Here is a 23,761-nt window from a genome sequence, read left to right on the forward strand (position 1 = left end):
CCAGTGTCAGAAGAGGTCGTTACCGGAAGACGCCGCGAAACACGCCCTTCGTTCTGCCAGAGCCTGAGCCATTTGAACAGGAGGTTATCATTGATATCGTGTTCCCGGGCGATACGGGCAACAGAGGCTCCTGGTTGCAAAGCCAGTTTAACCATTTGAAGTTTAAAATTATTTGAAAATGATCTGCGGGGTTCTGCGGATAATGTTTTTTGCTCCATAACAGGCATCCACTAGTTTGAAAAGGTGGGCACCTACGTTACCAATACTGGCTTAATGGCTACATACGGCAGTCGGTTTACGCTTACGAAGTTGCGTAGAGAAGGGGTCAATAATTGAGTCAAAAAAGGAACGCGGCCGTCAGATTAAAGCCGCGGGACAAAGTCCATAATTTCCAAGAGTTGTTGAATTTCCCAGCTTTTTTGAAAGCCTTTGTATCATACTAACAAGTAAAAAAGGTTTAAATACCAAAATTAACCTGTATTTTTTATAAGTCTTACCATTGTACGATTTACACAGTTTCTGCTCCTCCTTGTTGATAGTGGAAAGGGTGCATTGTGCACTTGCGTAAACATTTATGACGCGTTGATGTCCATGGTTCACATTTCCTTGTCAGGGGATCGACTTATTTGCGGCGAGGCATCATTCGTAACAGAGTATTATCTTTCTGAATGTAGTGATGAAAGAGTGCTGCGCCAGCGTGAGCTGCGATTAAAAAGTAACCTATATTTGCCCAGGTTTCGTGAATATTTTTTATCAGTGCTTTAATTTCGCTGTTTGGGGTAACAAAGGGAGACACATTGAAAGCAAGGAAACTCCACGATTTTCCACTGTAAGCCATCAAAGCAATCCCCAGCAGAGGAAGTGCAAGGAAGGTTATATAAAGCATGATGTGCATTAGCGAAGCCGCTTTCATTTGCCAGGCAGGTGGCGGTGGCACAATAGAAGGATCACTATAACGGTGTTTTATAATCAGGCGTGAAAACATTAACACCCAAACGAATATACCCGCATTGTAATGTGTTTCTCGCATCAGCAGATAAGTACTACTACCTTTAGGAAACCAGCCACGGAGTTCCATCGCGGCATAGGTTATTGCAACGAAAAGCAGCGTTATCCAATGTAAATAAATTTGAGTTTTTGAGAATCGGTTCATTTTTGTAGCTCCTGTAATTTTTACAGTCAAGCTATCCCACGAACCTTAAAAATTCCTTATACAGATGTGGTTTTAAGAATTTGTTATTTAAAAAATTGATAGTGCACATTGTAACCAGCCAATATAAGCAATGGCGTGAGCACAGGTATCTTTCTCTGTTGGCCGTATTGTGTATGGAATCCGTTATTGGTTAACTCAATGCGGGTTAGCTTATTAATATACAGACACGTCATAGTGATGAGCGTGTCTGTAGCTAGCTTGCGTTCAGTGGCGCTTGTGGATGGACCAGTGGCAGTTATGATGACTTACTAAAGCGGCATCGAGGCGTTATCATGAGAATACTCAATGAGACATCATTTCCTCGACCACTTCTTCGCTACTCAACTGATATGGATAATACGTTGGCCAGTTTTCCATTTCATTTAATAAAGATTGCTGTGAATCATTACCCATAAAAATATGAAAATGAGATGATTTTCGTGGTGCAATTATATGATCGCTAAATTGTATATATTTAGGGGCTTTGCTTTCAGGATCTTTACATTCGAATAAGTAACGAACGCCTTTCTTGCCTGATTTATAGGTGAGTATTTTGTATCCATCGTAATCATATTTACAGGATGTTGTTTCATTATTTCTATGGAATTCAACAATGCCGTCCTCAATGCCAATCATCTCGATATCTGTTGCATAACCTTTGTGATAATAATCTTTAATTTCAGCAAATGTTTTAGTTTTATCTGCATCCGCTTTCTTCTGAAAGACGGGGTCAAGTTTGCCACTTTGCAGTAAAGGATAAACGGATTGCCAGACTCCATCCCAGTCACTGAGCGTTCGGTTTTGTACATTGGCATCATCAAAAACACCATTAGCAGCTTTTTGTTCGACCTCTGTTAAGGGTTTGCCGTGTGAGTGATGACCATGCGAAAAGGCAGGAGCGCTAACAATAAAGACACCTAAAGCAACAGCCAGTTTGTGAAGACGAATCGCCAAAACAGTTTCCTCCAGAGTCATTGTATATGATGTGTAATGTTATATTGTAACGTATGGCAAAATGCAACAACTCTTAGGAGATGAGAGCATAGTTTTCTCAGGTGTACTTATCTATCTTATTGAAATAAAATGAATTATATTGATAATTTGAGGTTGATGACAAACGAAACATAATCTGATGTGATCTGCGTAGGCCGGATAGGGCGCTCGCGCCGCATCCGGCAGGGATAACGCGTACTTTGTCGGCAATATGAAGTTATACAGATAATTTGTTGTGAACCTGCTTGCGTAACCGGTTAAAAAGGGAACGCAACTTCTTATACCGTAAGGCTAAAAGCAGTACAGCCAGCCCAGCGTAGATGAGCGGCTGCGGTGAAATAATCTTCACTGACCACAGATAATGTATTGGGGCCAGGATCGCGACAAGATAGACGAAATTATGCAACTGTTGCCAGTGCTTGCCGAGTTTTCGCTGCATCGCCTGGGTTGAAGTGAACGCTAAAGCAAGCAAAATTACCCAGCTGATAATACCTAACGTTAAATAAGGCCGGGTAATTAACTCCTTACCTAATAACGCCAGATTATTCACGCCCAGCTCCAGCAATGCGTAACTGGTTAAATGCAGTGTCGCCCAGGCAAAGCACCATAAGCCTAACAGGCGGCGAGTGCGTATCAATAACGGCTGTTTTGCGTAGCGTGCCAGAGGTGTGATTAACAAGGTCGCCAGCAAAAATTTCAGTGCAGTGCGACCGGTAAAATGCTGAATATCTTTCACCGGATCGGCACCCAGTCCACCGTGATTGATCGCCCAGACCAGCCAGAGAAACGGCAACAATCCGGCAAGATGCAGGCTAACTTTCAGCCATGTCACCTGTTTTGCTGTCAGACGCATTCAGAAATTCTCCCGCAAATCCAGGCCACGATACAGCGATGCCACCTGGTCGGCGTAACCATTAAACAGTAGCGTTGGCTGGCGCTGAACATCGAGGATGCCGCCTGAACCAATAAATCGTTCGGTAGCCTGTGACCAGCGCGGGTGATCAACATGCGGATTAACGTTGGCGTAAAAACCGTATTCGTCAGGCGCTGCCAGATTCCAGGTGGTTGGCGGACGCTCGCGGGTCAGCTTAATACTGACTATCGATTTAATCCCTTTAAAGCCATATTTCCACGGCACAATCAGTCGTACCGGCGCGCCATTTTGTGGCGGTAACGCCTTGCCATAAACACCCACGGTCATCAGTGTGAGCGGATGCATTGCTTCGTCGAGACGCAATCCTTCGACATAAGGATATTTCAGCCCACCGCCGATAAAGCGGTCCTGCTGGCCTGGCATCTGTTCCGGTGCATAAATTGTTTCGAAAGCGACATACTTCGCATTGCTGGTGGGTTCGGCAAGCGCCAGCAATTTGTGCAGCGGAAAACCAATCCACGGCACCACCATCGACCACGCTTCCACGCAGCGCATACGATAAATACGCTCTTCCAGCGGGAAGCGACGGGTTAAGTCATCATGATCGAGGGTCAATGGTTTTGCCACTTCGCCGCTGATTTTCAGTGTCCATGGATCGGTTTTCAGGCTACCAGCATTAGCGGCGGGATCGGCTTTATCCAGCCCGAATTCATAGAAGTTGTTATAACCGGAAACTTTATCTGCTGGCGTCAGTGGCAGGTTATTTTGCCAGGCGGCAGGCTTGCTGAACTCCAGCGGTTTTCCGGCGGGGGCGGGCGGGCGATCGTTCCCTTTAAACCAGCTAAGCAGATCGGCATGCGCAGCGTGAGGCAAAGAAAGTGCAGCTGCGCTGATGCCCAGTGCTTTTAACACCTGTCGACGCTTCATAAAGAATACCGACTCGGCCGTAACATCTGATTCTTTTAAAAATTGATTCTTTTTCATAAGCCATCACACTTTTTTGTCGTTAGCCAGCAAGAGCCGTTTACTGTTAATCTGTCAGGGAGTGTCCTCCCTAACAGTAGCAGAGATCTGCTTTTACATATTTATGCATTAACTGCCACGATAGGTTGAATACCCATATTGGCTAAGTAATAAAGGCACATGATAATGCTCGTTCACTTTATTAATATGAAATTCAACGGGGATCTCAGGGAAGAAACTTTCAAGATTTTGTTTCTTGAAATAGTCCCCGGTTTTAAATACGACACGGTAATCGCCCGTAGTTGTAGTTTGCTCGGGCCACAGTGCCTTAATTCGTCCATCCTTATCTGTTTTGGCGGTATTAAGTTGTAACCAGCCGTTGTCCGCTTTCTTTTCAAGAGTGACTGTCACGTCGGCAGCGGGTTTTCCGGTTTGCTGGTTCAAAATGTGCACGCTAAGAATGTTTTGTTGTGCGGCATAAACCAAAGAAGGTAATGAAAATGCTGCCGTTACTACGGAGAGTACTAAATAACGCTTTAACATGTTTATATCCTTGTCATGTGAATGAGTTTTGAGGATAGCGAAAAAGCGGCCAGGGTAACCTTACAGCAGCATTACAATTTTGTAATGAACCAGGCTGTTTCTATAACATATGATTTATGGCATATTATTTTCATGAAGATTTTACTTATTGAAGATAATCAAAGGACCCAGGAGTGGGTAACGCAGGGGCTTTCCGAAGCGGGTTATGTCATCGATGCCGTTTCTGATGGCAGAGATGGGCTTTATCTTGCGCTGAAGGATGATTATGCATTGATCATTCTGGATATTATGCTTCCGGGTATGGATGGCTGGCAGATCTTACAAACGTTAAGAACAGCAAAGCAAACCCCTGTTATTTGCCTTACTGCAAGGGATTCTGTCGATGACAGAGTCAGAGGGCTGGACAGTGGGGCAAATGATTATCTGGTAAAACCTTTTTCATTTTCTGAGTTGCTGGCAAGGGTTCGGGCACAATTAAGGCAACATCACGCTTTGAATTCAACATTAGAAATCAGTGGCTTAAGAATGGACTCTGTTAGTCATAGTGTGAGCAGGGACAATATCAGTATTACACTGACGCGCAAGGAGTTTCAGTTACTTTGGCTACTGGCCTCCAGAGCTGGCGAAATTATACCCAGAACGGTTATTGCGAGTGAAATTTGGGGAATCAACTTTGATAGTGATACCAATACGGTGGACGTCGCCATTCGCAGGCTCCGCGCAAAAGTTGATGATCCTTTTCCTGAAAAGCTAATTGCCACAATCCGGGGGATGGGCTATTCATTCGTAGCGGTAAAAAAATAATGAAAAGACTATCTATAACCGTCCGTTTAACCTTGCTTTTTATATTGCTACTGTCTGTTGCTGGCGCCGGAATTGTCTGGACTCTCTATAATGGCCTGGCAAGTGAGTTGAAATGGCGCGATGATACAACACTCATTAACCGGACAGCGCAGATCAAGCAGTTGTTAATTGATGGGGTAAATCCAGATACGTTACCTGTGTACTTTAACCGGATGATGGATGTTAGTCAGGATATCTTGATTATTCATGGTGATAGCATCAATAAAATTGTTAACCGGACAAATGTCAGTGATGGCATGTTAAATAACATACCTGCTAGTGAGACAATCAGCGCAGCTGGCATTTACAGAAGCATTATTAATGATACAGAGATAGATGCTTTACGAATTAATATTGATGAAGTTTCGCCATCATTAACGGTTACTGTGGCTAAATTGGCTTCAGCCAGACATAACATGCTTGAACAGTATAAAATTAATAGCATTATAATTTGCATTGTCGCCATTGTACTTTGCTCAGTATTAAGTCCGCTGTTAATCAGAACGGGATTACGAGAGATCAAAAAGTTGAGTGGTGTAACGGAAGCGCTGAATTATAACGATAGCCGAGAGCCTGTTGAGGTTAGCGCATTACCGAGAGAACTAAAACCTCTTGGGCAGGCGTTGAATAAAATGCATCATGCTTTAGTCAAAGATTTTGAGCGTCTAAGTCAGTTTGCTGACGATCTCGCTCATGAACTTAGAACGCCAATTAATGCATTACTGGGTCAGAATCAGGTTACGCTCAGTCAAACCAGAAGTATCGCTGAATATCAAAAAACAATTGCCGGAAACATTGAAGAGCTGGAAAATATTTCGCGGTTAACAGAGAACATACTGTTTCTTGCCAGGGCAGATAAAAACAATGTTTTGGTGAAACTGGACTCGCTTTCTCTCAATAAGGAAGTCGAAAATTTGTTGGACTATCTTGAATACCTTTCAGACGAGAAAGAGATTTGCTTTAAGGTCGAGTGCAATCAGCAAATCTTTGCGGATAAAATTTTACTACAACGAATGTTATCGAATCTTATTGTTAATGCCATTAGATATTCGCCAGAAAAATCGCGTATTCATATAACCAGTTTTCTTGATACCAACAGCTATCTTAATATTGATATCGCCAGCCCTGGAACGAAAATTAATGAGCCTGAAAAACTCTTCCGTAGATTTTGGCGGGGAGATAATTCGCGTCATTCCGTAGGTCAGGGACTAGGCCTTTCTTTAGTCAAAGCGATTGCCGAATTGCATGGGGGAAGTGCTACGTATCACTATCTCAATAAGCATAATGTGTTCCGGATTACGTTACCGCAAAGAAATTAACATAGGGCTTCAGTACGCCATAAATTAACCGTGAAAAAACGCAGCCACGTCGTGAGTACTAACGCGGCCGCGATTGATTATGCGCTTACATTCAAACGTAACAGGGATTAACCCGCGTAAGCTGCCAGCATTTCTGTTGCTATGGTTACGATCATTTAAACCAACTCCAACCTGACGATCTGAACGATCAGAGTTTGAATATGCAGCACCCAGACTTAAACCGAAGTCGAAGTCGTAGGATGTTGACATACCGAAACCATCACCATTTTCTTTGGAAAGGCTACGGCCATCACCACTACCGGAACCTTCCTGCCCGAATGGTCCACCACTTTCATTATTACCCTGATATTGCAAAGCAAAGTTCAAGCCATCGACCTGACCAAAGAAGCCATTGTTACGGTAGGTTGCAACACCATTAGCACGACCGTTCATGAAGTTGTCAGCGCCAGCATAGGTATCGCCACCAAATTCTGGCAGCATATCGGTCCATGCTTCTACGTCATATACGACACCGTAGTTACGACCATAGTCGAAAGTACCATTCTGACCAAAGCCTAAACCTGCAAATGCCAGACGCGTTGCGGTATTACCCTTGTCGCTTTCAGGACCGTTTGCGCCAATGTTAAATTCCCACTGACCATAACCAGTGAATTGATCAGCGATCTGAGTTTCACCTTTGAAACCGATACGGGCATATGACATGTCGCCATCGCTGCCAGAATCATCAGAGAAGTAGTGCAGACCCACTACTTTTCCGTACAAATCCAGTTTATTACCATCTTTATTATAGACTTCAGCCGCATTTGCTGCGCCAGCAACTAATAACGCCGGGACCAGCATTGCCAGAACTTTTCTTTTCATTATGTATTCCCTTGTGATTATAATCTTCATGAATATATCAATAAGTGCCGTTATCCAAAAAAAAGCACATTTGGATACTATTCTATGAAGTTCATTTTATTTTAAGGATTACATGTAACAAATGTATTTAAAAGATATCAAAATGTTTCTAATCTATTTAATATAATTCAGAATTATGAATTCTAAATATAAATATTCATGAAAATTATAAATGTATATCAATATGTTATGAGTTGAGCGGAAACATAGGGGGTATCAATGATTGTTGCGCCAAACGGCTGGTGTGATCAGGCGCACATTAATGAAGGCATAAAAAAAAGCCGGCATCATGCCGGCCCAAAAAATATAAACAAGACGATAAAAGGCTAATAACGGAAGCATCATGACACAGAATAATAAAAAGGTATAATTGTAATCAGTGCTAATATATTGATTAAATGAATTAATAAAGCCGATATCAAAGATAAATAAAATCGCTCAAAACGATTTTTCCTGTATTCACTGCCGTTGCGCAAAATTTATCTATTTGTTCAAAAAATGATTGAGTCTTGACTGGCTCATCCAATGTGGAAAAATGTGACTTTTATCACATAATAGTACTAAGTCTGAATTTTCCGGGTTATCTCAAAATGGAATACGGTTCGACAAAGATGGAAGAGAGACTCTCTCGCAGCCCTGGCGGCAAACTGGCTTTGTGGGCTTTCTATACATGGTGTGGCTATTTCGTCTGGGCAATGGCGCGTTACATCTGGGTGATGAGCCGGATTCCCGATGCCCCCGTGTCGGGATTTGAAAGCGATTTAGGCTCTACCGCGGGAAAGTGGTTAGGGGCACTGGTCGGATTTTTATTTATGGCTCTGGTCGGGGCATTGTTAGGCAGCATTGCCTGGTACACCCGACCTCGTCCCGCACGTAGCAGACGCTATGAATAAAAACTGCTAAGGTGGCGACTCTTTGGCAACGGAGCGCGTATGGACTTACAACACTGGCAGGCACAGTTCGAAAACTGGTTGAAAAACCATCATCAGCACCAGGACGCGGCCCATGACGTGTGTCATTTTCGCCGCGTCTGGGCTACGGCACAGAAGCTGGCGGCAGATGACGATGTCGATATGCTGGTGATTTTAACCGCCTGTTATTTTCACGATATTGTGAGCCTGGCGAAAAATCATCCGCAAAGGCAGCGTTCTTCAATCCTGGCGGCAGAAGAGACGCGTCGCCTGCTCCGTGAAGAGTTCGAGCAATTTCCGGCGGAGAAAATCGAGGCCGTTTGTCATGCCATTGCCGCTCACAGTTTCAGCGCGCAAATCGCCCCCTTAACAACGGAAGCTAAAATCGTCCAGGATGCGGATCGGCTGGAAGCCCTGGGGGCGATTGGCCTGGCGCGCGTGTTTGCCGTTTCAGGGGCATTGGGCGTGGCGCTGTTTGATGGTGAAGATCCGTTCGCACAGCATCGCCCGCTTGATGATAAACGCTACGCGCTGGATCATTTCCAGACTAAGTTGCTGAAGCTACCGCAAACCATGCAAACCGCAAGAGGCAAGCAGCTGGCGCAGCACAACGCGCATTTTTTAGTCGAGTTTATGGCGAAGCTCAGTGCCGAACTGGCGGGGGAGAATGAAGGTGTCGATCACAAGGTGATAGATGCGTTTTCACCCGCGGGATAAGCGCGTGGCCCTAAATGGCTGTAATTATGTTAACCTGTCGGCCATCTCAGATGGCCGGTTAAATCTATGCAGGAAAATATATCAGTAACCGATTCATACAGCACCGGGAATGCCGCACAGGCAATGCTGGAGAAACTGCTGCAAATTTATGATGTTAAAACGCTGGTGGCGCAGCTTAATGGTGTGGGTGAGAATCACTGGAGCGCGGCAATTTTAAAACGTGCGCTGGCGAATGACTCGGCATGGCACCGTTTAAGTGAGAAAGAGTTCGCCCATCTGCAAACGTTGTTACCCAAACCACCGGCACATCATCCGCATTATGCGTTTCGCTTTATCGATCTATTTGCCGGAATTGGCGGCATCCGTCGCGGTTTTGAATCGATTGGCGGACAATGCGTGTTTACCAGCGAATGGAACAAACATGCGGTACGCACTTATAAAGCCAACCATTATTGCGATCCGGCGACGCATCATTTTAATGAAGATATCCGCGATATCACCCTCAGCCATAAAGAAGGCGTGAGTGATGAGGCGGCGGCGGAACATATTCGTCAACACATTCCTGAACACGATGTTTTACTGGCCGGTTTCCCTTGTCAGCCATTTTCGCTGGCTGGCGTATCGAAAAAGAACTCGCTCGGGCGGGCGCACGGTTTTGCCTGCGATACCCAGGGCACGTTGTTCTTTGATGTGGTGCGCATTATCGACGCGCGTCGTCCGGCGATGTTTGTGCTCGAAAACGTCAAAAACCTGAAAAGTCACGACCAGGGTAAAACGTTCCGCATCATCATGCAGACGCTGGACGAACTGGGCTATGACGTGGCTGATGCAGAAGATAACGGGCCGGACGATCCGAAAATCATCGATGGCAAACATTTCCTGCCGCAGCACCGTGAACGCATCGTGCTGGTGGGTTTTCGTCGCGATCTGAATCTGAAAGCCGATTTTACCCTGCGTGATATCAGCGAATGTTTCCCTGCACAGCGAGTGACGCTGGCGAAGCTGTTGGACCCGATGGTCGAGGCGAAATATATCCTGACGCCGGTGCTGTGGAAGTACCTCTATCGATATGCGAAAAAACATCAGGCGCGCGGTAACGGCTTCGGTTATGGAATGGTTTATCCGAACAATCCGCAAAGCGTCACGCGTACGCTGTCTGCGCGTTATTACAAAGATGGCGCGGAAATTTTAATCGATCGCGGCTGGGATATGGCCAAAGGTGAGAAAGACTTTGACGATCCGCAGAATCAGCAACATCGTCCACGTCGGTTAACGCCTCGGGAATGCGCGCGCTTAATGGGTTTTGAAGCGCCGGGAGAAGCGAAATTCCGCATTCCGGTTTCGGACACTCAGGCCTATCGCCAGTTCGGTAACTCGGTGGTCGTGCCGGTCTTTGCCGCGGTGGCAAAACTGCTTGAGCCAAAAATCAAACAGGCGGTGGCGTTGCGTCAGCAAGAGGCACAACATGGCCGACGTTCACGATAAGGCCACTCGCAGCAAAAATATGCGCGCGATTGCCACGCGTTATACGGCGATAGAGAAGTGCCTCGCCAGTCTGTTAACCGGGCAGGGCCTGGCGTTTCGCGTTCAGGACGCCAGTCTGCCCGGACGTCCGGATTTTGTCGTTGATGAATATTGTTGCGTGATATTTACCCACGGCTGCTTCTGGCACCATCATCACTGCTATCTGTTTAAAGTGCCTGCGACTCGAACCGAGTTCTGGCTGGAGAAGATAGGTAAAAATGTTGAGCGCGATCGCCGCGATATCAGTCGCTTGCAGGAACTCGGCTGGCGCGTATTGATTGTCTGGGAGTGCGCGTTACGTGGGCGCGAGAAGCTGACGGATGAAGCGCTTAGCGAGCGTCTGGAAGAGTGGATCTGCGGCGAAGGTGCCAGCGCGCAGATCGACACGCAGGGGATTCATTTACTCGCTTGATGCGTCCTGAATAACTGGCGTAACTACGGGTTTTGCCGGGAAGAGATATTTTCCCAACGTGACCAGTACCACCGCGAAGACAATTACGCCGAGCGCCAGCCATTCAATCTTCGACAGCGTTTCTCCGCCCAGTCCCGTACCCAGCAAGACCGCGACCACCGGGTTAACGTAGGCGTAACTGGTGGCGAGAGCCGGACTGACGTTGCGGATTAAATACATATAAGCGTTAATGGCGATAATCGAACCAAACAGCGCCAGATAGCCGACCGCAAGGAAGCCTGAAAGGGAAGGGAGCGCCGTCAGTTTTTCACCTGCAATCATCGACGCGATCATTAACACCACGCCTGCCGCCAGCATCTCAATCGCACCCGCCATCATCCCTACAGGTAAGGTAATGCGCGAGCCATAAACCGAGCCAAACGCCCAGCTAATCGAGCCGATTAAAATCAGAATCGCGCCCCACGGATTGCCGCTTAAATTTCCACCGCTATTGAGCATGATGATTCCGGCAAGCCCAATGGCGATACCCACCCATTCCAGTTTGCGCGTTTTAATGCCAAACAGGCGGCTGAAGCACAGGGTAAAGAGGGGCACGGTTGCAACCACTACGGCGGCGATGCCGGAAGGAACATTTTGATGTTCGGCAACCGTCACCATGCCATTACCGACAGCCAGCAATAACAGGCCAATCAGCGCGGCATTGAGCAGAGGACGTAGCGGGGGGAGTTTGTGTCCGCGCAGTAGTAAAAATGCCAGCAATAAAATACCGGCTGCCAGGAATCGAACGCCCGCCATCATTAACGGAGGCCAGCTTTCCACGCCAATCCGAATGACAAAATAGGTTGAGCCCCAAATGATATACAACGCAAACAGCGCGCCAAAAAGCGGTAATAACTGGCGGAAACGCATAATCCCTCACGGTGGAAATAAAAAGGTGGTTCATAGTAAACGTGAAAATCATTCTGCTGGCGAGAGATATAATTGCACTTGATTGTTAAAAAAATGTTAACCTGTGAAGCAAGTATCAGAGCTGCCGTTTTTGCTTCATACTTACACCCTTCAACAATAAAAATGAGAGGGAATGCTTTTGGCCGGGAGTAGTTTACTGACGTTGCTCGATGATATCGCCACACTGCTGGACGATATCTCCGTGATGGGCAAACTGGCGGCGAAGAAAACCGCCGGTGTATTAGGGGATGACTTATCGCTCAATGCGCAACAAGTTTCAGGCGTGCGGGCCAACCGGGAACTTCCCGTGGTCTGGGGCGTGGCGAAAGGATCGCTGATTAATAAAGTGATTCTGGTGCCGCTGGCGCTGATCATCAGTGCGTTTATCCCGTGGGCGATTACGCCTCTGTTGATGATTGGTGGCGCGTTTCTCTGCTTTGAAGGAGTAGAGAAAGTGCTGCATATGCTGGAGGCGCGTAAACATAAAGAAGATCCGGCGCAGAGCCAGCAGCGTCTGGAGAAGCTGGCGGCGCAGGATCCGCTGAAGTTTGAAAAGGACAAAATAAAAGGGGCGATTCGTACCGATTTTATATTGTCTGCCGAAATCGTCGCCATCACGCTGGGGATTGTGGCCGAAGCGCCGTTGCTTAATCAGGTGCTGGTGCTTTCAGGCATCGCGCTGGTAGTGACCGTGGGCGTCTACGGTCTGGTAGGGGTTATCGTTAAGATTGATGACCTGGGGTATTGGCTGGCGGAAAAATCCAGCGCGCTGATGCAGGCATTAGGTAAAGGATTATTGATTATCGCGCCCTGGCTGATGAAAGCGTTATCGATTGTCGGCACGCTGGCGATGTTCCTCGTCGGCGGCGGGATTGTGGTACATGGTATTGCGCCGCTGCATCACGCCATTGAACATTTCGCCGGGCAGCAAAGTGCAGTGGTGGCGATGATATTACCGACTGTTTTAAATCTGATTCTTGGATTTATCATCGGCGGCATCGTGGTGCTGGGAGTGAAAGCCGTAGCGAAAATACGCGGTCAGGCACATTAATACTCGCACAGGCTATTATGCAAAATTCGCCATCTTCAACTAAGGTGAACAAGTTTCACTCGAAAAAAGGAGGCGAGTATGAGCTTTATGGTTAGTGAGGAAGTTACGGTTAAAGAGGGCGGCCCGCGGATGATTGTCACCGGATACTCCAGCGGTATGGTTGAGTGTCGTTGGTATGACGGTTACGGGGTCAAGCGGGAAGCTTTTCATGAAACCGAGCTTGTTCCGGGGGAGGGAAGTCGTCCTGCGGAAGAAGTTTGAAAGGGTATCATTAACACCCGACCGGATGTGGCGCTCACGTCGCATCCGGTCGGGTGTGCCAGTGTCTGCACTGAATTGCCTGATGCGACGCTATCGCGTCTTATCATGCCTACGTTATAAAACTATCGATGTCTGTCGCGTCTTATCATGCCACCATTATAAAATTATCGCTGTTTTGCGGTACGCTATCGCCAGGTTATGCCAGAATCATAAAAAGCAGGTTGGGAGTCGTCAGGGTGCAGCACGAGACAAAAATGGAAAACCAGAGCTGGTTGAAAAAACTCGCACGCCGCCTGGGGCCTGGTCATGTCGTTAATCTCTGCTTTATCGTGGTATTGCTTTTTTCCACCTTGCTCACCTGGCGTGAAGTAGTGGTGCTGGAAGATGCCTATATCTCCAGCCAGCGTAATCATCTGGAAAACGTAGCCAACGCGCTCGATAAGCATTTGCAGTATAACGTCGACAAACTGATCTTTTTGCGTAATGGCATGCGCGAAGCTCTCGTAGCGCCACTGGATTTCACTTCACTGCGTAATGCTGTAACCGAGTTCGAACAGCATCGCGACGAGCACGCCTGGCAAATTGAACTCAACCGACGACGCACCCTGTCAGTCAATGGCGTATCGGATGCATTAGTCAGCGAGGGGAATCTCCTGTCTCGCGAAAATGAAAGCCTCGACAATGAAATTACCGCTGCACTGGAAGTTGGTTACTTGCTGCGACTGGCGCACAACACCTCGTCGATGGTTGAACAGGCGATGTATGTCTCGCGTGCCGGATTTTACGTTTCGACGCAGCCGACCTTATTTACGCGCAATGTACCAACGCGTTATTACGGCTATGTCACCCAACCCTGGTTTATCGGCCATTCGCAACGAGAAAATCGTCACCGCGCGGTACGCTGGTTTACTTCGCAACCGGAACACGCCAGCAATACTGAACCGCAGGTTACCGTCAGTGTTCCAGTAGACAGTAATAACTACTGGTATGGCGTGCTGGGGATGAGTATTCCCGTGCGTACCATGCAGCAATTTTTAAGAAACGCCATCGATAAAAACCTCGATGGTGAGTATCAGCTCTATGACAGTAAGCTGAGATTTTTGACCTCTTCCAATCCTGACCATCCAACAGGGAATATTTTTGATCCTCGTGAACTGGCCTTGCTGGCGCAGGCGATGGAACATGACACGCGGGGCGGCATTCGTATGGACAGTCGCTATGTTAGCTGGGAACGTCTGGACCATTTCGACGGTGTGCTGGTGCGCGTCCATACGTTAAGCGAAGGCGTGCGCGGCGATTTCGGCAGTATCAGCATTGCATTAACCCTGCTGTGGGCGCTCTTTACCACCATGTTACTCATCTCCTGGTATGTGATTCGCCGGATGGTTAGCAACATGTATGTTCTGCAAAGCTCGTTGCAGTGGCAGGCGTGGCACGACACCTTAACGCGTTTATATAACCGTGGCGCACTGTTCGAAAAAGCCCGTCCGCTCGCTAAATTGTATCAGACGCACCAACATCCTTTTTCTGTCATTCAGGTCGATCTTGACCATTTTAAAGCGATTAATGACCGCTTTGGTCATCAGGCGGGCGACCGTGTTCTTTCTCATGCTGCCGGATTAATTAGCAGTTCCTTGCGTGCGCAGGACGTTGCCGGGCGGGTCGGTGGTGAGGAGTTTTGTGTGATTCTGCCAGGCGCGAGTCTGACGGAGGCTGCGGAGGTCGCAGAACGTATTCGCCTGAAGCTAAATGAAAAAGAGATGTTGATCGCCAAGAGTACGACGATACGCATCAGTGCCTCGCTGGGGGTAAGTAGCAGCGAGGAAACCGGTGATTATGATTTTGAACAACTCCAGTCACTGGCTGACCGTCGGCTTTATCTCGCTAAACAGGCCGGGCGTAATCGGGTATGCGCGAGCGATAACGCTTAACGAGCGGAGAAAAAATGGTCCAGCCCTTCACGCCAGCCTTCCGGTCCTTCACGCTGCGTTCGCCAGACGCGGGTCGGATCCTCATCATGCAGATGCACCCCTTCACGGTTTAGCCCTTTCACAATCACCGCGTAATCCATTACCTCCAGTAAGGGCGCATCGTTTGGCCCATCGCCCAGGCCAAGTGTGGTTGGGCGTTTGCCTGATAATTGTTGATAGGTCGCGATAATCCAGTTGGCGGCCTGATCTTTTCCGGCAGAGGCATCCAGGACGTGCCAGAAGCGCGCACCCTGCATAAACTGTAAGCCCAGTTCGTTCAGACGAGCGGTAAATTGTGCCATACGCTCGTCACTGTCGCGCCAGATTAGCGTTACCGACGCCTCATGCAGCTGCGTCAGCGCCGCCTGGCTACGGCTTAATCCCGTCCATTCGGCGATGGTTGCATCGTCGACATCATCGAAAGTCGTGAATTTAAAATGTTCTTTCTCGCGTAGCGTATTTAAAACCTGGCTGATTTCGCCATGGCTAATACCTGAGATGATGCGTGGAAAACCGTCTATATCCTGCCATTGTTCAGCAAGCTGGATCACTGCGCCATTTTCGGCAATCAGCGGTAACCCTTGTAGCCCCAACGTTTTTTGCAAGTACAGCATTTCCGCTGAAGTTTTACTGCTACAGAGAATGACGGGAACATTCGCTTCGCGTAAACGGCTGAGCCAGGGGGCAGCCGGTTGCCAGTCATAACTATGACTGTCCAGCAGGGTGCCATCAAGATCGCTAAAAACCAGTAGTGGTTGTTGAATTGAAAACATGGTCGCGCAGTTCTCCCCTTACCAGGATGATTCTCAAAACAGCACAAATAATCAAAGATGATTTTTTCGGGAGCGATCCCGTTGACGCCAGAGCCACCAAGGGGTGACGCACGTCACATTTCTATTCATAAGTAGCGTTAATCATTCATATCGCGAATATTTTCTTGTCAGCGAAAAAAATTGCGGATAAGGTGATGAACACATCAGATTTCCTGGTGTAACGAATTTTTTAAGTGCTTCTTGCTTAAGCAAGTTTCATCCCGACCCCCTCAGGGTCGGGATTTTTTATTGTGCATTCAACGATTCACTTCAGAGACGCTGAAGTCATGAATATCCAGTTCGAAGGCATCCGCCAATTCACGCCATGTATGATATTCACGTCCATCGACGCTAACGTGTTCAGAATCGTTCTGGCTGCGATGAACTTCGCTTTCGCTAATTTCATTGATCGCCGCCAGCAGGGCATCGACATCGACGCTGACCTCACGTTTTGCGGTATCGCTGTACTCTTTTGCGGTTTTCATCATCTTTCCTCGCAACCGTTACTCTGTTGTTGCCGCCAGTCGTTAAGTCCGCCTGGCATCTCTTAAGTATAGACCGTCGAGAAAATCAGCACTCGCGCGCGCCTGGCGCTGCCAGAAAAACGAAATTGTTCTACACTGGCACAAAGCCACAGGAGGAAAACGATGAAGGTGAATGATCGGGTAACAGTCAAAACGGATGGCGGTCCGCGTCGTCCTGGCGTGGTACTGGCAGTTGAGGAGTTTAGTGAAGGCACAATGTACCTGGTTTCGCTGGAAGACTACCCGCTCGGCATCTGGTTCTTTAATGAAGCAGGGCATCAGGACGGTATCTTTGTGGAGAAAGCAGAGTAATCTTATTCAGCCTGACTGGTGGGAAACCACCAGTCAGAATGTGTTAGCGCATGTTGACAAAAATACCATTAGTCACATTATCCGTCAGTCGGACGACATGGTAGATAACCTGTTTATTATGCGTTTTGATCTTACGTTTAATATTACCTTTATGCGATGAAACGGTCTTGGCTTTGATATTCATTTGGTCAGAGATTTGAATGGTTCCCTGACCTGCCATCCACATTCGCAACATACTCGATTCGGTTCGGCTCAATGATAACGTCGACATATTTAAAAAAGAGGTTATCGTTGTCTCTTTTTTCAGAATATCGCCAAGGATATCGTCGAGAGATTCCGGTTTAATCGATTTAGAACTGATCAATAAATTTTTTCTGACCAATAGATATTCATCAAAATGAACATTGGCAATTGCCATAAAAACGATAAATAACGTATTGGGATGTTGATTAATGATGTGCTTGATGCGCTGACTGTTAGAAGCATCATGGATGAAACAGTCCTCATTAATAAACACCACTGAAGGGCGCTGTGAATCACAAGCTATGGCAAGGTCATCAACGGTTTCAATGTCGTTGATTTCTCTTTTTTTAACCCCTCTACTCAACAGATACCCGGTTAAACCTAGTCGGGTGTAACTACATAAATCCATAATAATCGTTGACATGGCATACCCTCACTCAATGCGTAACGATAATTCCCCTTACCTGAATATTTCATCATGACTAAACGGAACAACATGGGTCACCTAATGCGCCACTCTCGCGATTTTTCAGGCGGACTTACTATCCCGTAAAGTGTTGTATAATTTGCCTGGAATTGTCTTAAAGTAAAGTAAATGTTGCGATATGTGAGTGAGCTTAAAACAAATATTTCGCCACAGGAGTATCCTGGAAGATGTTCGCAGGTATTATTTTTCGGATAATCCTTAGGATAACATGATAAACGTTACGGAATTATATTAATGGCAATTCACTAATAATATCAGCCAGCAAATTAAAAATTTCACTGAATAAATGTTCGCAAAAAGGCGCAATTAACGGCATTAATGCCGCCATTAAAGAGATACCGACAGTCAGAGTTAATGGAAATCCAATAACAAAAATGGATAATTGCGGGGCCATACGATTCAGTAAACCTAATGCCATATTCAGGGTCAGCAGCAGAGTAATGAGCGGTAACGCCAGCATCAGCCCGTTAAGGAAAATCAAACTCCCCGCTTTGGTGAGTGCCAGAAACGCATTGCTGTTCAACGGTTCGCCACCAATTGGCAGGGTGTGAAAGGTATCGACCAGCAGTGAAATCAACCATAAATGACCGTTAAATGTCAGGAACAGCAGTAACGCCAGCATATCCATGATACGCGCTAAAACGGGCATATTGAGATGGCTGGCTGGATCGACAAAAGTCGCAAATGACAGCCCCATTTGCAGACCGATAATTTCGCCAGCGGTTCGCACAGCGGCAAAGGCAAATTGCATGGTAAAACCAAGCGCAACGCCGATCAGGATCTGCTGCACGGCCAGCCACAGAGCAAAGAACGAAAAAACAGGAACATCGTTGGCAGGTAATGATGGGGCAATAGCGAACGTGATCATCATTGCCAGACCCAGTTTTACCCGTTTCGGCACGCTGCGTTCGCTCAGAATTGGCGCGGTAGAAATGAGCGCCAGCACGCGCAGTAACGGCCAGAAGTAGAGGCTTAACCAGGAAAGCCATTGATCGCTTGTCACCTGCATCATTGTACGGGCTACCCGATGATATACGGCAGGTTAGTGAACAAGGTGCGGACGTAATCCAGCAACAGATTGAGCATCCACGGTCCGGCAATAATAATGGCAATAAATACGGCGATGATTTTTGGTATAAACGACAGCGTCATTTCGTTGATCTGTGTGGCGGCCTGCAAAATACTGATGATAAGGCCCGTGACCAGCGCCACCAGCAACAGCGGGGCAGCTAGTGCCAGCGCGACTTTCATCGCTTCAGTCCCCATCATCATGACCGATTCAGGTGTCATTTTGCCTCTCTAGCTGTAAAAGCTCTGCGCCAGCGAACCGACCAGCAATTGCCAACCATCCACCAGTACAAACAGCATCAGTTTAAAGGGCAGAGCAATGGTGGCGGGGGGGACCATCATCATCCCCAATGCCATCAACACGCTGGCAATCACCAGGTCGATAATCAAAAAAGGGATGAAAATCGTGAAGCCTATCTGAAATGCGGTTTTCAACTCGCTGGTCACGTAGGCCGGGAGCAAAATGCGCATCGGCACGGCTTCAGGTCCCTGCAACGGGCCGGTATTCGCCAGTCTGGCAAACAACCCTAAATCCGCCTCACGGGTCTGACGCAGCATAAACTCACGCAGCGGCTGCGCCCCTTTTTCCAGCGCCTCCTGCATTGATATTTTCTCTTCGCTGAATGGCTGGTACGCATCGACATAAATTTTATCGATCACCGGCGACATAATAAAAAAGGTCAAAAACAGCGCCAGTCCCAGCAATACCTGGTTAGGTGGCGCGGAGGGCGTTCCCAGCGCGTTACGCAATAAACCAAAAACAATAATGATGCGGGTGAAACTGGTCATCATTAGTAAAATTGCCGGAATAAACGTCAACGAGGTGATGAACACCAGCGTCTGCACCGGGAGCGACCAGCTTTGTCCACCGCCAGGCAGCGGCTGGCTGGTGATACCCGGCAGTTGCGCGAAGGCGAGGGGCGTAACCAGACAGAGAAGGACAGGTGCGACAGACAACAAACGACGCATCAGGATCTCCCGCTACGCTTAAGCAAGTTTTTCATGACCGACTGAAAATCGGTCTGCGGTATCTCTTCCGTTGGTGCTGAAGGGGGAAGTTTATGCAGCAGATTGATTTGCCCTGCGGTAACGCCGAGCACCAGCCGTGCATCTTCCACATCGACCACCACGACCCGTTCACGCGCGCCCAGCGAAGTACTGGCACTAATTTTCAGACCGTTAACGCCAGTGCGTTTAGGGGCAAATCCCAGCCGTTTTACCAGCCAGGCAGCAGCGAGGATCAGGGCAATAATGGCGATGAGTGCGCCGCTCACCTGCAGCAGTGGCGCAGCAGAAACCGGCGCGGAAGATTGCACAGTAGTGTGGTTATTCATCACTAACGGCTCAGGCGGCGCATTCGCTCAGACGGAGTAATGATATCGGTGATCCGCACGCCATATTTATCGGCAACGACCACCACTTCGCCCTGGGCAATTAAATAACCGTTGATCAGAATATCCAGTGGTTCGCCCGCCAGACCGTCCAGCGCCACGACGGACCCTTGCGTCAGACGCAACAGCTCTTTGATGGTCATCCGCGTACGGCCCAGCTCGACGGTCAGCTTGACCGGAATATCCATTATCAGGTCGATATCCTGCAACGTTCCGCTGACATCACCACCGCCAAATTGCTGGAACACCGCGTCGGCAGCGCTTTTGCTGCTGGTTGATTTTTGTTCGCTCAACGCTTCAGCCCACAGATCGTCCATTGCGCCGTTGTTGTCATCGGCCGGATTATTCATGTCACTCATTTGGGCTGTTCCTCGTTCAGAGAATTTAAAATCGGGTTAATCAAATGTTCTATCCGTAACGCATACTGACCGTTGAGAGTGCCGTACTGACTGGTCAGCACCGGGACGCCGTCAACATGGGCGATGATGCGATCGGGTTTTTCTATCGGCAGGACGTCGCCGGGTTTCAGTTTTAAAATCTGCGACAGGCGTAGCGAGATATCGGCAAAGTTGGCGACCAGCTCCAGCTGTGAATGCTGCACCTGGCGCACCAGGTTATCGCGCCAGTTCTGATCTTCATTACGCGAGTTTTCCAGCGGCGGGTTAACCAACAATTCCCGTAGCGGCTCGATCATGCTGAATGGCAGACAGATATTAAATTCGCCGGTCAGGTTGCCAATCTCCACATGGAACGGCGTGTTAACCACAATGTCGTTCGGCGAGGTGGTGATATTGGTAAATTTCACCTGCATTTCCGAACGCACGTACTCAACTTCCAGCGGATTAATCGCCTTCCAGGCGTCGCTATAGCCTTCAAGCGCCAGCTTTAACATGCGGTTGATGACGCGCTGTTCGGTATGGGTAAACTCGCGACCTTCCACTTTGGTCGGGAAGCGTCCATCGCCGCCAAACAGGTTATCCACGGCGATAAACACCAGACTCGGTGAAAACACCACCAGCCCTGTGCCGCGCAGCGGTTTCAGATGGATAAGGTTCAGGTTGGTCGGCACCGGCAGGTTGCGGGCAAATTCATGGTACGGCTGAATGCGGATGGCCCCGACGGTTATATCCGGGCTACGACGCAGCAGGTTGAACAGCCCCATACGAAAATGGCGGGCAAAGCGCTCATTAATGATTTCCAGCGCCTGCAAACGTTCGCGCACAACCCGTCGTTGGGTATTCGGATCGTACGGACGAATGTCACTTTCGCCGCTAACACTGGCTGTCGGTTCGTCTTTGACTTCGCTGTCACCATTCAACAGCGCATCAATTTCAGCTTGAGAAAGAATACTATCGCCCATGTCGTTATCGCAGAATAAAAGCGGTATACAGCACGTCGGTGACATCCTGTTTCGGTTGCCCGGCAACAAGCGGGGTGGAAAGCGTGGTTTTAATCTCGGCAATCAGGTTTTTCTTGCCTTCTTCTGTCGCCAGTACGGCAGCATCCTGACGCGAAAACAGTAACAGCAAACGGCTACGGACTTCCGGCAAATACTCACTCAGCCGCGAGCGGGTAGCTTCATCTTTCAGGCGCAGGGTTATGCCGATATAAAGCACGCGATCCGCATCGCCCAAATTGACCGTAAAGGTATCCAGCGCATAGAAGACCGGGGAGGGCACGACGCGTTGCTGCGCTTTGTCGTCAGCGGCAACCTGATGCGAATGCCAGTAGCTGTAACCTGCGCTGGCACAGGCCGCGAGGGTAATGAATACCAGAATCGGGATCCAAAGCGATCGCTTGCTTTTCTTGCTTATCGCGTAATCAGTCATGTGTTGCGGTCTTCCTGTGTCGCTACTGCTTATCGGCTAATTATCCTGCGTCTTGAGCGCAACAAAGCGGGGAAAAGACGCGGATTACGGTGCTACCTCTGACGTTAGGCGAAAATATCAACGCTGCTGTTGCCTGTTACACGTACTTGTAAAGAGACGGGAACCGGAAGCGTATCGTCGTCTTCCACCGCCAGAGGTTCATGGTTTGCTGTGCGTTGGCTTTGCTGTTGCTGGGAAGCGGCCTGCTGCTGACCACTAAAGCTTTCGCCACTGATGTTGCTTTGCCCTAACTGAATGCCACTTTCGGCCAGCTGCGTTCGCAGTACCGGAAGCGCTGCTTCCAGGGCGGCGCGTACGTGTTGATGCGGTGAAACCATCTGGATTTGCGCCTGGTTATCATCCACTTTGAGGGAGATTTGCACTTCACCTAAATCCTGCGGGTGCAGACGCAACTCTGCACTTTGTTGCCCCTGGCGGGTGAACAGCGAAATATGCTGGCTTAATGATTGTTGCCATTCGTGAGAACCCAGCGGTGCACTCAACACAGGCGCGGCGACGGTGGGCAGTGGCTGTGTCTGGTGTGGAGTGATTAGCGGGCTGGCGGCAGCGGTCACCGGTGAAGGTGTGCTGATGACTTCCGCTTTACTCTGGGCTTCTGCTACCAGCGGTGTTAATGGCTGAGCTGGCGTGCCGGGGGCATCATCAGGCTGTGCTGTTGTGAGTTGCGCAGAAGTCAGTTTTGTGAAGAGCGTTGGTTTCTCTGCCGGTAACACGGTTGACGGCACATCAGTCACTTTGGGCGTATTGTCAAAACCCGGCAACATCGCAAAAAGGGCGCTCAGGCTTGCGGTGACGTCTTCATTCAGATCATCCGCTTTTTCGTCTTTTGCCGTATTGTTGCCAGCCACCGCAGCCAACGTCATCGTTTGAGCGGTGGTTAATGGTGTTGATGTGGATTGTTCGTCGTTGATGACAGGCGGTGTTTCATCCACAGGGATCAGTAAATCCGCTTGTTGCGCATCGGCAAGAATCTCGCTGACCAGCGGCTCGCCTTTTGTCGTGGGCTTATCTGTTGCCACCAGCAACTGGGGGGCCGCTTTGTCGGTAGTTGTCTCGCCTGCTAATGCTTCGCTCAACAACGCGAGAAAATCTTGTGCAGCATCGCTGGCTTTGCCGCCAGGCAATGTGGTGGTGTCAACGTCGGCGGTAATTAAGGGCGCTAAGCGAATCATTCAGGTTTCCTCATGGCGGCGCGCTGGGCGAACTCATCCATCTTTTTCTGATCGAGGCGGTTTTCTGCAAGCAGTGCCGCCGTGGATTGCCGTTCCTGCAGTGTCTGCCAGGCCTGCAAACGTTGTTTCTTTTCTCGCCAGCTGTTCAGGGCAATGTCAACTTTCTGCGTCCACTGATTAAGTTGCTGGCGATGCTGAGTAATGGCTTTTTCCAGCGTCTGGATAAACTGCTGATAGTTGATCCAGCGGTTGCTGGTCATCCCGGCACTCATATCGCTGTTGAGGTTATTGCGATATTCATTCTGATAATCGATCAGCATTTTGAGCTGTTCTTCCGCCTGCTGACACCCGCGACGCATTTCACCCAGCAGGCGCGCGGCATCCTCTACCTCTTTTTCTGCCAGATCTTTCAGGGTCGCCAGCGCGCCATGTTCTGCCATCT

General features: G+C 48.5%; 29 protein-coding genes and 1 pseudogene. 10 read left to right on the forward strand and 20 right to left on the reverse strand.

Features of this window, described 5'->3' with window-relative positions; genetic code table 11:
- The 6 genes from BGE37_RS07160 to hiuH form a co-directional block, all read right to left on the reverse strand.
- The coding region (locus BGE37_RS07160) for a transposase (RefSeq protein WP_157905982.1) at positions 1-218 on the reverse strand (218 nt) is incomplete at its 3' end.
- A gap of 404 nt (positions 219-622) precedes the next feature.
- Positions 623-1,153: a cytochrome b gene (locus BGE37_RS07170; RefSeq protein ID WP_023140060.1), complete on the reverse strand. Its 531-nt coding sequence runs from the start codon at positions 1,151-1,153 to the stop codon at positions 623-625.
- A gap of 342 nt (positions 1,154-1,495) precedes the next feature.
- Positions 1,496-2,146 (reverse strand): metal-binding protein ZinT, encoded by a 651-nt coding sequence (gene zinT / locus BGE37_RS07175; RefSeq protein ID WP_001007759.1) that lies wholly within the window; start codon positions 2,144-2,146, stop codon positions 1,496-1,498.
- Between the two features lie 256 nt (positions 2,147-2,402).
- Positions 2,403-3,038, reverse strand: a complete 636-nt coding sequence (msrQ, locus tag BGE37_RS07180) for a protein-methionine-sulfoxide reductase heme-binding subunit MsrQ (RefSeq protein ID WP_001240105.1) — start codon at positions 3,036-3,038, stop codon at positions 2,403-2,405.
- The gene (msrP, locus tag BGE37_RS07185) at positions 3,039-4,043 is read right to left on the reverse strand and encodes a protein-methionine-sulfoxide reductase catalytic subunit MsrP (RefSeq protein WP_000740094.1); all 1,005 of its coding nucleotides are present in this window, start codon (positions 4,041-4,043) and stop codon (positions 3,039-3,041) included.
- A gap of 108 nt (positions 4,044-4,151) precedes the next feature.
- A complete protein-coding gene (hiuH, locus tag BGE37_RS07190; RefSeq protein WP_097432645.1) occupies positions 4,152-4,565 on the reverse strand; it encodes a hydroxyisourate hydrolase in 414 nt (137 codons plus the stop codon).
- 132 nt (positions 4,566-4,697) lie between these two features.
- Here hiuH and hprR point away from each other — a divergent pair, with 132 nt between their 5' ends.
- Together hprR and hprS are read left to right on the forward strand one after the other, a co-directional pair.
- Positions 4,698-5,369 (forward strand): response regulator transcription factor HprR, encoded by a 672-nt coding sequence (hprR, locus tag BGE37_RS07195; protein WP_001395354.1) that lies wholly within the window; start codon positions 4,698-4,700, stop codon positions 5,367-5,369.
- Positions 5,369-6,727, forward strand: a complete 1,359-nt coding sequence (gene hprS, locus BGE37_RS07200) for a two-component system sensor histidine kinase HprS (protein ID WP_000826792.1) — start codon at positions 5,369-5,371, stop codon at positions 6,725-6,727. Before hprR ends, hprS begins: the two co-directional genes overlap by 1 nt.
- Before the next feature lie 132 nt (positions 6,728-6,859).
- On the opposite strand, the pseudogene BGE37_RS07205 reads toward hprS, so the two are convergent.
- Positions 6,860-7,588: pseudogene (locus BGE37_RS07205) on the reverse strand (porin); the annotation flags it as partial.
- A gap of 650 nt (positions 7,589-8,238) precedes the next feature.
- Here BGE37_RS07205 and drpB point away from each other — a divergent pair.
- From drpB to vsr, 4 genes are all read left to right on the forward strand, one after another.
- Positions 8,239-8,520 (forward strand): cell division protein DrpB, encoded by a 282-nt coding sequence (gene drpB, locus BGE37_RS07210; RefSeq protein WP_001297704.1) that lies wholly within the window; start codon positions 8,239-8,241, stop codon positions 8,518-8,520.
- 39 nt (positions 8,521-8,559) lie between these two features.
- Positions 8,560-9,255: a phosphohydrolase gene (locus tag BGE37_RS07215; RefSeq protein ID WP_000365561.1), complete on the forward strand. Its 696-nt coding sequence runs from the start codon at positions 8,560-8,562 to the stop codon at positions 9,253-9,255.
- Positions 9,256-9,321: 66 nt separating this feature from the next.
- Complete coding sequence (gene dcm, locus BGE37_RS07220; protein ID WP_050867735.1) at positions 9,322-10,740, forward strand: DNA-cytosine methyltransferase; 1,419 nt, start codon at positions 9,322-9,324, stop codon at positions 10,738-10,740.
- Positions 10,721-11,191 (forward strand): VSPR family DNA mismatch endonuclease, encoded by a 471-nt coding sequence (vsr, locus tag BGE37_RS07225; RefSeq protein WP_097758128.1) that lies wholly within the window; start codon positions 10,721-10,723, stop codon positions 11,189-11,191. The genes dcm and vsr overlap by 20 nt, the downstream gene beginning before the upstream one ends.
- Here the strand turns inward: vsr and yedA are convergent.
- Positions 11,180-12,100, reverse strand: coding sequence for a drug/metabolite exporter YedA (gene yedA, locus BGE37_RS07230; protein WP_001212228.1), 921 nt, complete (start codon positions 12,098-12,100; stop codon positions 11,180-11,182). The two genes, vsr and yedA, sit on opposite strands and share 12 nt — an antisense overlap.
- Before the next feature lie 172 nt (positions 12,101-12,272).
- On the opposite strand from yedA, the gene BGE37_RS07235 reads away from it, so the two are divergent.
- The 3 genes from BGE37_RS07235 to dgcQ all read left to right on the forward strand — a co-directional run bounded on the left by BGE37_RS07235 (position 12,273) and on the right by dgcQ (position 15,382).
- Complete coding sequence (locus tag BGE37_RS07235; RefSeq protein ID WP_000922682.1) at positions 12,273-13,190, forward strand: DUF808 domain-containing protein; 918 nt, start codon at positions 12,273-12,275, stop codon at positions 13,188-13,190.
- A 78-nt stretch (positions 13,191-13,268) separates the two neighbouring features.
- Positions 13,269-13,451, forward strand: coding sequence for a YodC family protein (locus tag BGE37_RS07240; RefSeq protein ID WP_000009306.1), 183 nt, complete (start codon positions 13,269-13,271; stop codon positions 13,449-13,451).
- Positions 13,452-13,687: 236 nt separating this feature from the next.
- Positions 13,688-15,382 carry a cellulose biosynthesis regulator diguanylate cyclase DgcQ gene (gene dgcQ, locus BGE37_RS07250; protein ID WP_001564714.1) on the forward strand — a complete coding sequence of 565 codons (1,695 nt, stop codon included), beginning with the start codon at positions 13,688-13,690 and terminating at the stop codon, positions 15,380-15,382.
- On the opposite strand, the gene BGE37_RS07255 is transcribed toward dgcQ, so the two are convergent.
- Both BGE37_RS07255 and yodD read right to left on the reverse strand, forming a co-directional pair.
- On the reverse strand, positions 15,379-16,194 hold the full coding sequence (locus BGE37_RS07255) for a mannosyl-3-phosphoglycerate phosphatase-related protein (RefSeq protein WP_000491501.1): 816 nt from the start codon (positions 16,192-16,194) through the stop codon (positions 15,379-15,381). The genes dgcQ and BGE37_RS07255 overlap by 4 nt on opposite strands.
- 296 nt (positions 16,195-16,490) lie before the next feature.
- Positions 16,491-16,718, reverse strand: a complete 228-nt coding sequence (gene yodD / locus BGE37_RS07260) for a peroxide/acid resistance protein YodD (protein WP_000844800.1) — start codon at positions 16,716-16,718, stop codon at positions 16,491-16,493.
- Positions 16,719-16,880: 162 nt separating this feature from the next.
- Here yodD and dsrB point away from each other — a divergent pair, with 162 nt between their 5' ends.
- Positions 16,881-17,069 carry a protein DsrB gene (gene dsrB, locus BGE37_RS07265; RefSeq protein ID WP_000867217.1) on the forward strand — a complete coding sequence of 63 codons (189 nt, stop codon included), beginning with the start codon at positions 16,881-16,883 and terminating at the stop codon, positions 17,067-17,069.
- A gap of 43 nt (positions 17,070-17,112) precedes the next feature.
- On the opposite strand, the gene rcsA is transcribed toward dsrB, so the two are convergent.
- The 10 genes from rcsA to fliJ all read right to left on the reverse strand — a co-directional run bounded on the left by rcsA (position 17,113) and on the right by fliJ (position 23,759).
- Positions 17,113-17,736: a transcriptional regulator RcsA gene (rcsA, locus tag BGE37_RS07270; protein ID WP_097758129.1), complete on the reverse strand. Its 624-nt coding sequence runs from the start codon at positions 17,734-17,736 to the stop codon at positions 17,113-17,115.
- 289 nt (positions 17,737-18,025) lie between these two features.
- The gene (fliR, locus tag BGE37_RS07275) at positions 18,026-18,811 is read right to left on the reverse strand and encodes a flagellar biosynthetic protein FliR (RefSeq protein WP_097758130.1); all 786 of its coding nucleotides are present in this window, start codon (positions 18,809-18,811) and stop codon (positions 18,026-18,028) included.
- 8 nt (positions 18,812-18,819) lie between these two features.
- A complete protein-coding gene (gene fliQ / locus BGE37_RS07280; protein ID WP_000187358.1) occupies positions 18,820-19,089 on the reverse strand; it encodes a flagellar biosynthesis protein FliQ in 270 nt (89 codons plus the stop codon).
- 9 nt (positions 19,090-19,098) lie between these two features.
- The gene (fliP, locus tag BGE37_RS07285; RefSeq protein WP_001515470.1) at positions 19,099-19,836 is read right to left on the reverse strand and encodes a flagellar type III secretion system pore protein FliP; all 738 of its coding nucleotides are present in this window, start codon (positions 19,834-19,836) and stop codon (positions 19,099-19,101) included.
- Positions 19,836-20,201, reverse strand: coding sequence for a flagellar biosynthetic protein FliO (gene fliO, locus BGE37_RS07290; RefSeq protein WP_094319811.1), 366 nt, complete (start codon positions 20,199-20,201; stop codon positions 19,836-19,838). The genes fliP and fliO overlap by 1 nt, the downstream gene beginning before the upstream one ends.
- A 2-nt stretch (positions 20,202-20,203) precedes the next feature.
- Positions 20,204-20,617, reverse strand: coding sequence for a flagellar motor switch protein FliN (gene fliN, locus BGE37_RS07295; RefSeq protein WP_001282098.1), 414 nt, complete (start codon positions 20,615-20,617; stop codon positions 20,204-20,206).
- Positions 20,614-21,618, reverse strand: a complete 1,005-nt coding sequence (gene fliM, locus BGE37_RS07300) for a flagellar motor switch protein FliM (protein ID WP_001295641.1) — start codon at positions 21,616-21,618, stop codon at positions 20,614-20,616. Before fliM ends, fliN begins: the two co-directional genes overlap by 4 nt.
- Before the next feature lie 4 nt (positions 21,619-21,622).
- A complete protein-coding gene (gene fliL, locus BGE37_RS07305; protein WP_000133106.1) occupies positions 21,623-22,087 on the reverse strand; it encodes a flagellar basal body-associated protein FliL in 465 nt (154 codons plus the stop codon).
- 104 nt (positions 22,088-22,191) lie between these two features.
- The gene (locus BGE37_RS07310; RefSeq protein WP_042966034.1) at positions 22,192-23,319 is read right to left on the reverse strand and encodes a flagellar hook-length control protein FliK; all 1,128 of its coding nucleotides are present in this window, start codon (positions 23,317-23,319) and stop codon (positions 22,192-22,194) included.
- Positions 23,316-23,759 (reverse strand): flagellar export protein FliJ, encoded by a 444-nt coding sequence (gene fliJ / locus BGE37_RS07315; protein ID WP_000807584.1) that lies wholly within the window; start codon positions 23,757-23,759, stop codon positions 23,316-23,318. The genes BGE37_RS07310 and fliJ overlap by 4 nt, the downstream gene beginning before the upstream one ends.
- Positions 23,760-23,761 lie beyond the last annotated feature (2 nt).

The organism is Escherichia sp. MOD1-EC6300 (assembly GCF_002965045.1).
Lineage (GTDB): Bacteria > Pseudomonadota > Gammaproteobacteria > Enterobacterales > Enterobacteriaceae > Escherichia > Escherichia coli_F.

Excerpts from the sequence above, each read along its gene's own strand:
- fliO (WP_094319811.1), bottom strand. The coding sequence starts at position 20,201 with ATGAATAACCACACTACTGTGCAATCTTCCGCGCCGGTTTCTGCTGCG.
- hiuH (WP_097432645.1), bottom strand. The coding sequence starts at position 4,565 with ATGTTAAAGCGTTATTTAGTACTCTCCGTAGTAACGGCAGCATTTTCA.
- fliR (WP_097758130.1), bottom strand. The coding sequence starts at position 18,811 with ATGATGCAGGTGACAAGCGATCAATGGCTTTCCTGGTTAAGCCTCTAC.
- yodD (WP_000844800.1), bottom strand. The coding sequence starts at position 16,718 with ATGAAAACCGCAAAAGAGTACAGCGATACCGCAAAACGTGAGGTCAGC.
- BGE37_RS07170 (WP_023140060.1), bottom strand. The coding sequence starts at position 1,153 with ATGAACCGATTCTCAAAAACTCAAATTTATTTACATTGGATAACGCTG.
- fliJ (WP_000807584.1), bottom strand. The coding sequence starts at position 23,759 with ATGGCAGAACATGGCGCGCTGGCGACCCTGAAAGATCTGGCAGAAAAA.
- fliL (WP_000133106.1), bottom strand. The coding sequence starts at position 22,087 with ATGACTGATTACGCGATAAGCAAGAAAAGCAAGCGATCGCTTTGGATC.
- dcm (WP_050867735.1), top strand. The coding sequence starts at position 9,322 with ATGCAGGAAAATATATCAGTAACCGATTCATACAGCACCGGGAATGCC.
- msrP (WP_000740094.1), bottom strand. The coding sequence starts at position 4,043 with ATGAAAAAGAATCAATTTTTAAAAGAATCAGATGTTACGGCCGAGTCG.
- vsr (WP_097758128.1), top strand. The coding sequence starts at position 10,721 with ATGGCCGACGTTCACGATAAGGCCACTCGCAGCAAAAATATGCGCGCG.
- BGE37_RS07240 (WP_000009306.1), top strand. The coding sequence starts at position 13,269 with ATGAGCTTTATGGTTAGTGAGGAAGTTACGGTTAAAGAGGGCGGCCCG.
- hprS (WP_000826792.1), top strand. The coding sequence starts at position 5,369 with ATGAAAAGACTATCTATAACCGTCCGTTTAACCTTGCTTTTTATATTG.
- fliN (WP_001282098.1), bottom strand. The coding sequence starts at position 20,617 with ATGAGTGACATGAATAATCCGGCCGATGACAACAACGGCGCAATGGAC.
- msrQ (WP_001240105.1), bottom strand. The coding sequence starts at position 3,038 with ATGCGTCTGACAGCAAAACAGGTGACATGGCTGAAAGTTAGCCTGCAT.
- drpB (WP_001297704.1), top strand. The coding sequence starts at position 8,239 with ATGGAAGAGAGACTCTCTCGCAGCCCTGGCGGCAAACTGGCTTTGTGG.
- rcsA (WP_097758129.1), bottom strand. The coding sequence starts at position 17,736 with ATGTCAACGATTATTATGGATTTATGTAGTTACACCCGACTAGGTTTA.
- BGE37_RS07215 (WP_000365561.1), top strand. The coding sequence starts at position 8,560 with ATGGACTTACAACACTGGCAGGCACAGTTCGAAAACTGGTTGAAAAAC.
- BGE37_RS07235 (WP_000922682.1), top strand. The coding sequence starts at position 12,273 with ATGCTTTTGGCCGGGAGTAGTTTACTGACGTTGCTCGATGATATCGCC.
- hprR (WP_001395354.1), top strand. The coding sequence starts at position 4,698 with ATGAAGATTTTACTTATTGAAGATAATCAAAGGACCCAGGAGTGGGTA.
- BGE37_RS07310 (WP_042966034.1), bottom strand. The coding sequence starts at position 23,319 with ATGATTCGCTTAGCGCCCTTAATTACCGCCGACGTTGACACCACCACA.
- fliQ (WP_000187358.1), bottom strand. The coding sequence starts at position 19,089 with ATGACACCTGAATCGGTCATGATGATGGGGACTGAAGCGATGAAAGTC.
- BGE37_RS07255 (WP_000491501.1), bottom strand. The coding sequence starts at position 16,194 with ATGTTTTCAATTCAACAACCACTACTGGTTTTTAGCGATCTTGATGGC.
- fliM (WP_001295641.1), bottom strand. The coding sequence starts at position 21,618 with ATGGGCGATAGTATTCTTTCTCAAGCTGAAATTGATGCGCTGTTGAAT.
- yedA (WP_001212228.1), bottom strand. The coding sequence starts at position 12,100 with ATGCGTTTCCGCCAGTTATTACCGCTTTTTGGCGCGCTGTTTGCGTTG.
- fliP (WP_001515470.1), bottom strand. The coding sequence starts at position 19,836 with ATGCGTCGTTTGTTGTCTGTCGCACCTGTCCTTCTCTGTCTGGTTACG.
- dsrB (WP_000867217.1), top strand. The coding sequence starts at position 16,881 with ATGAAGGTGAATGATCGGGTAACAGTCAAAACGGATGGCGGTCCGCGT.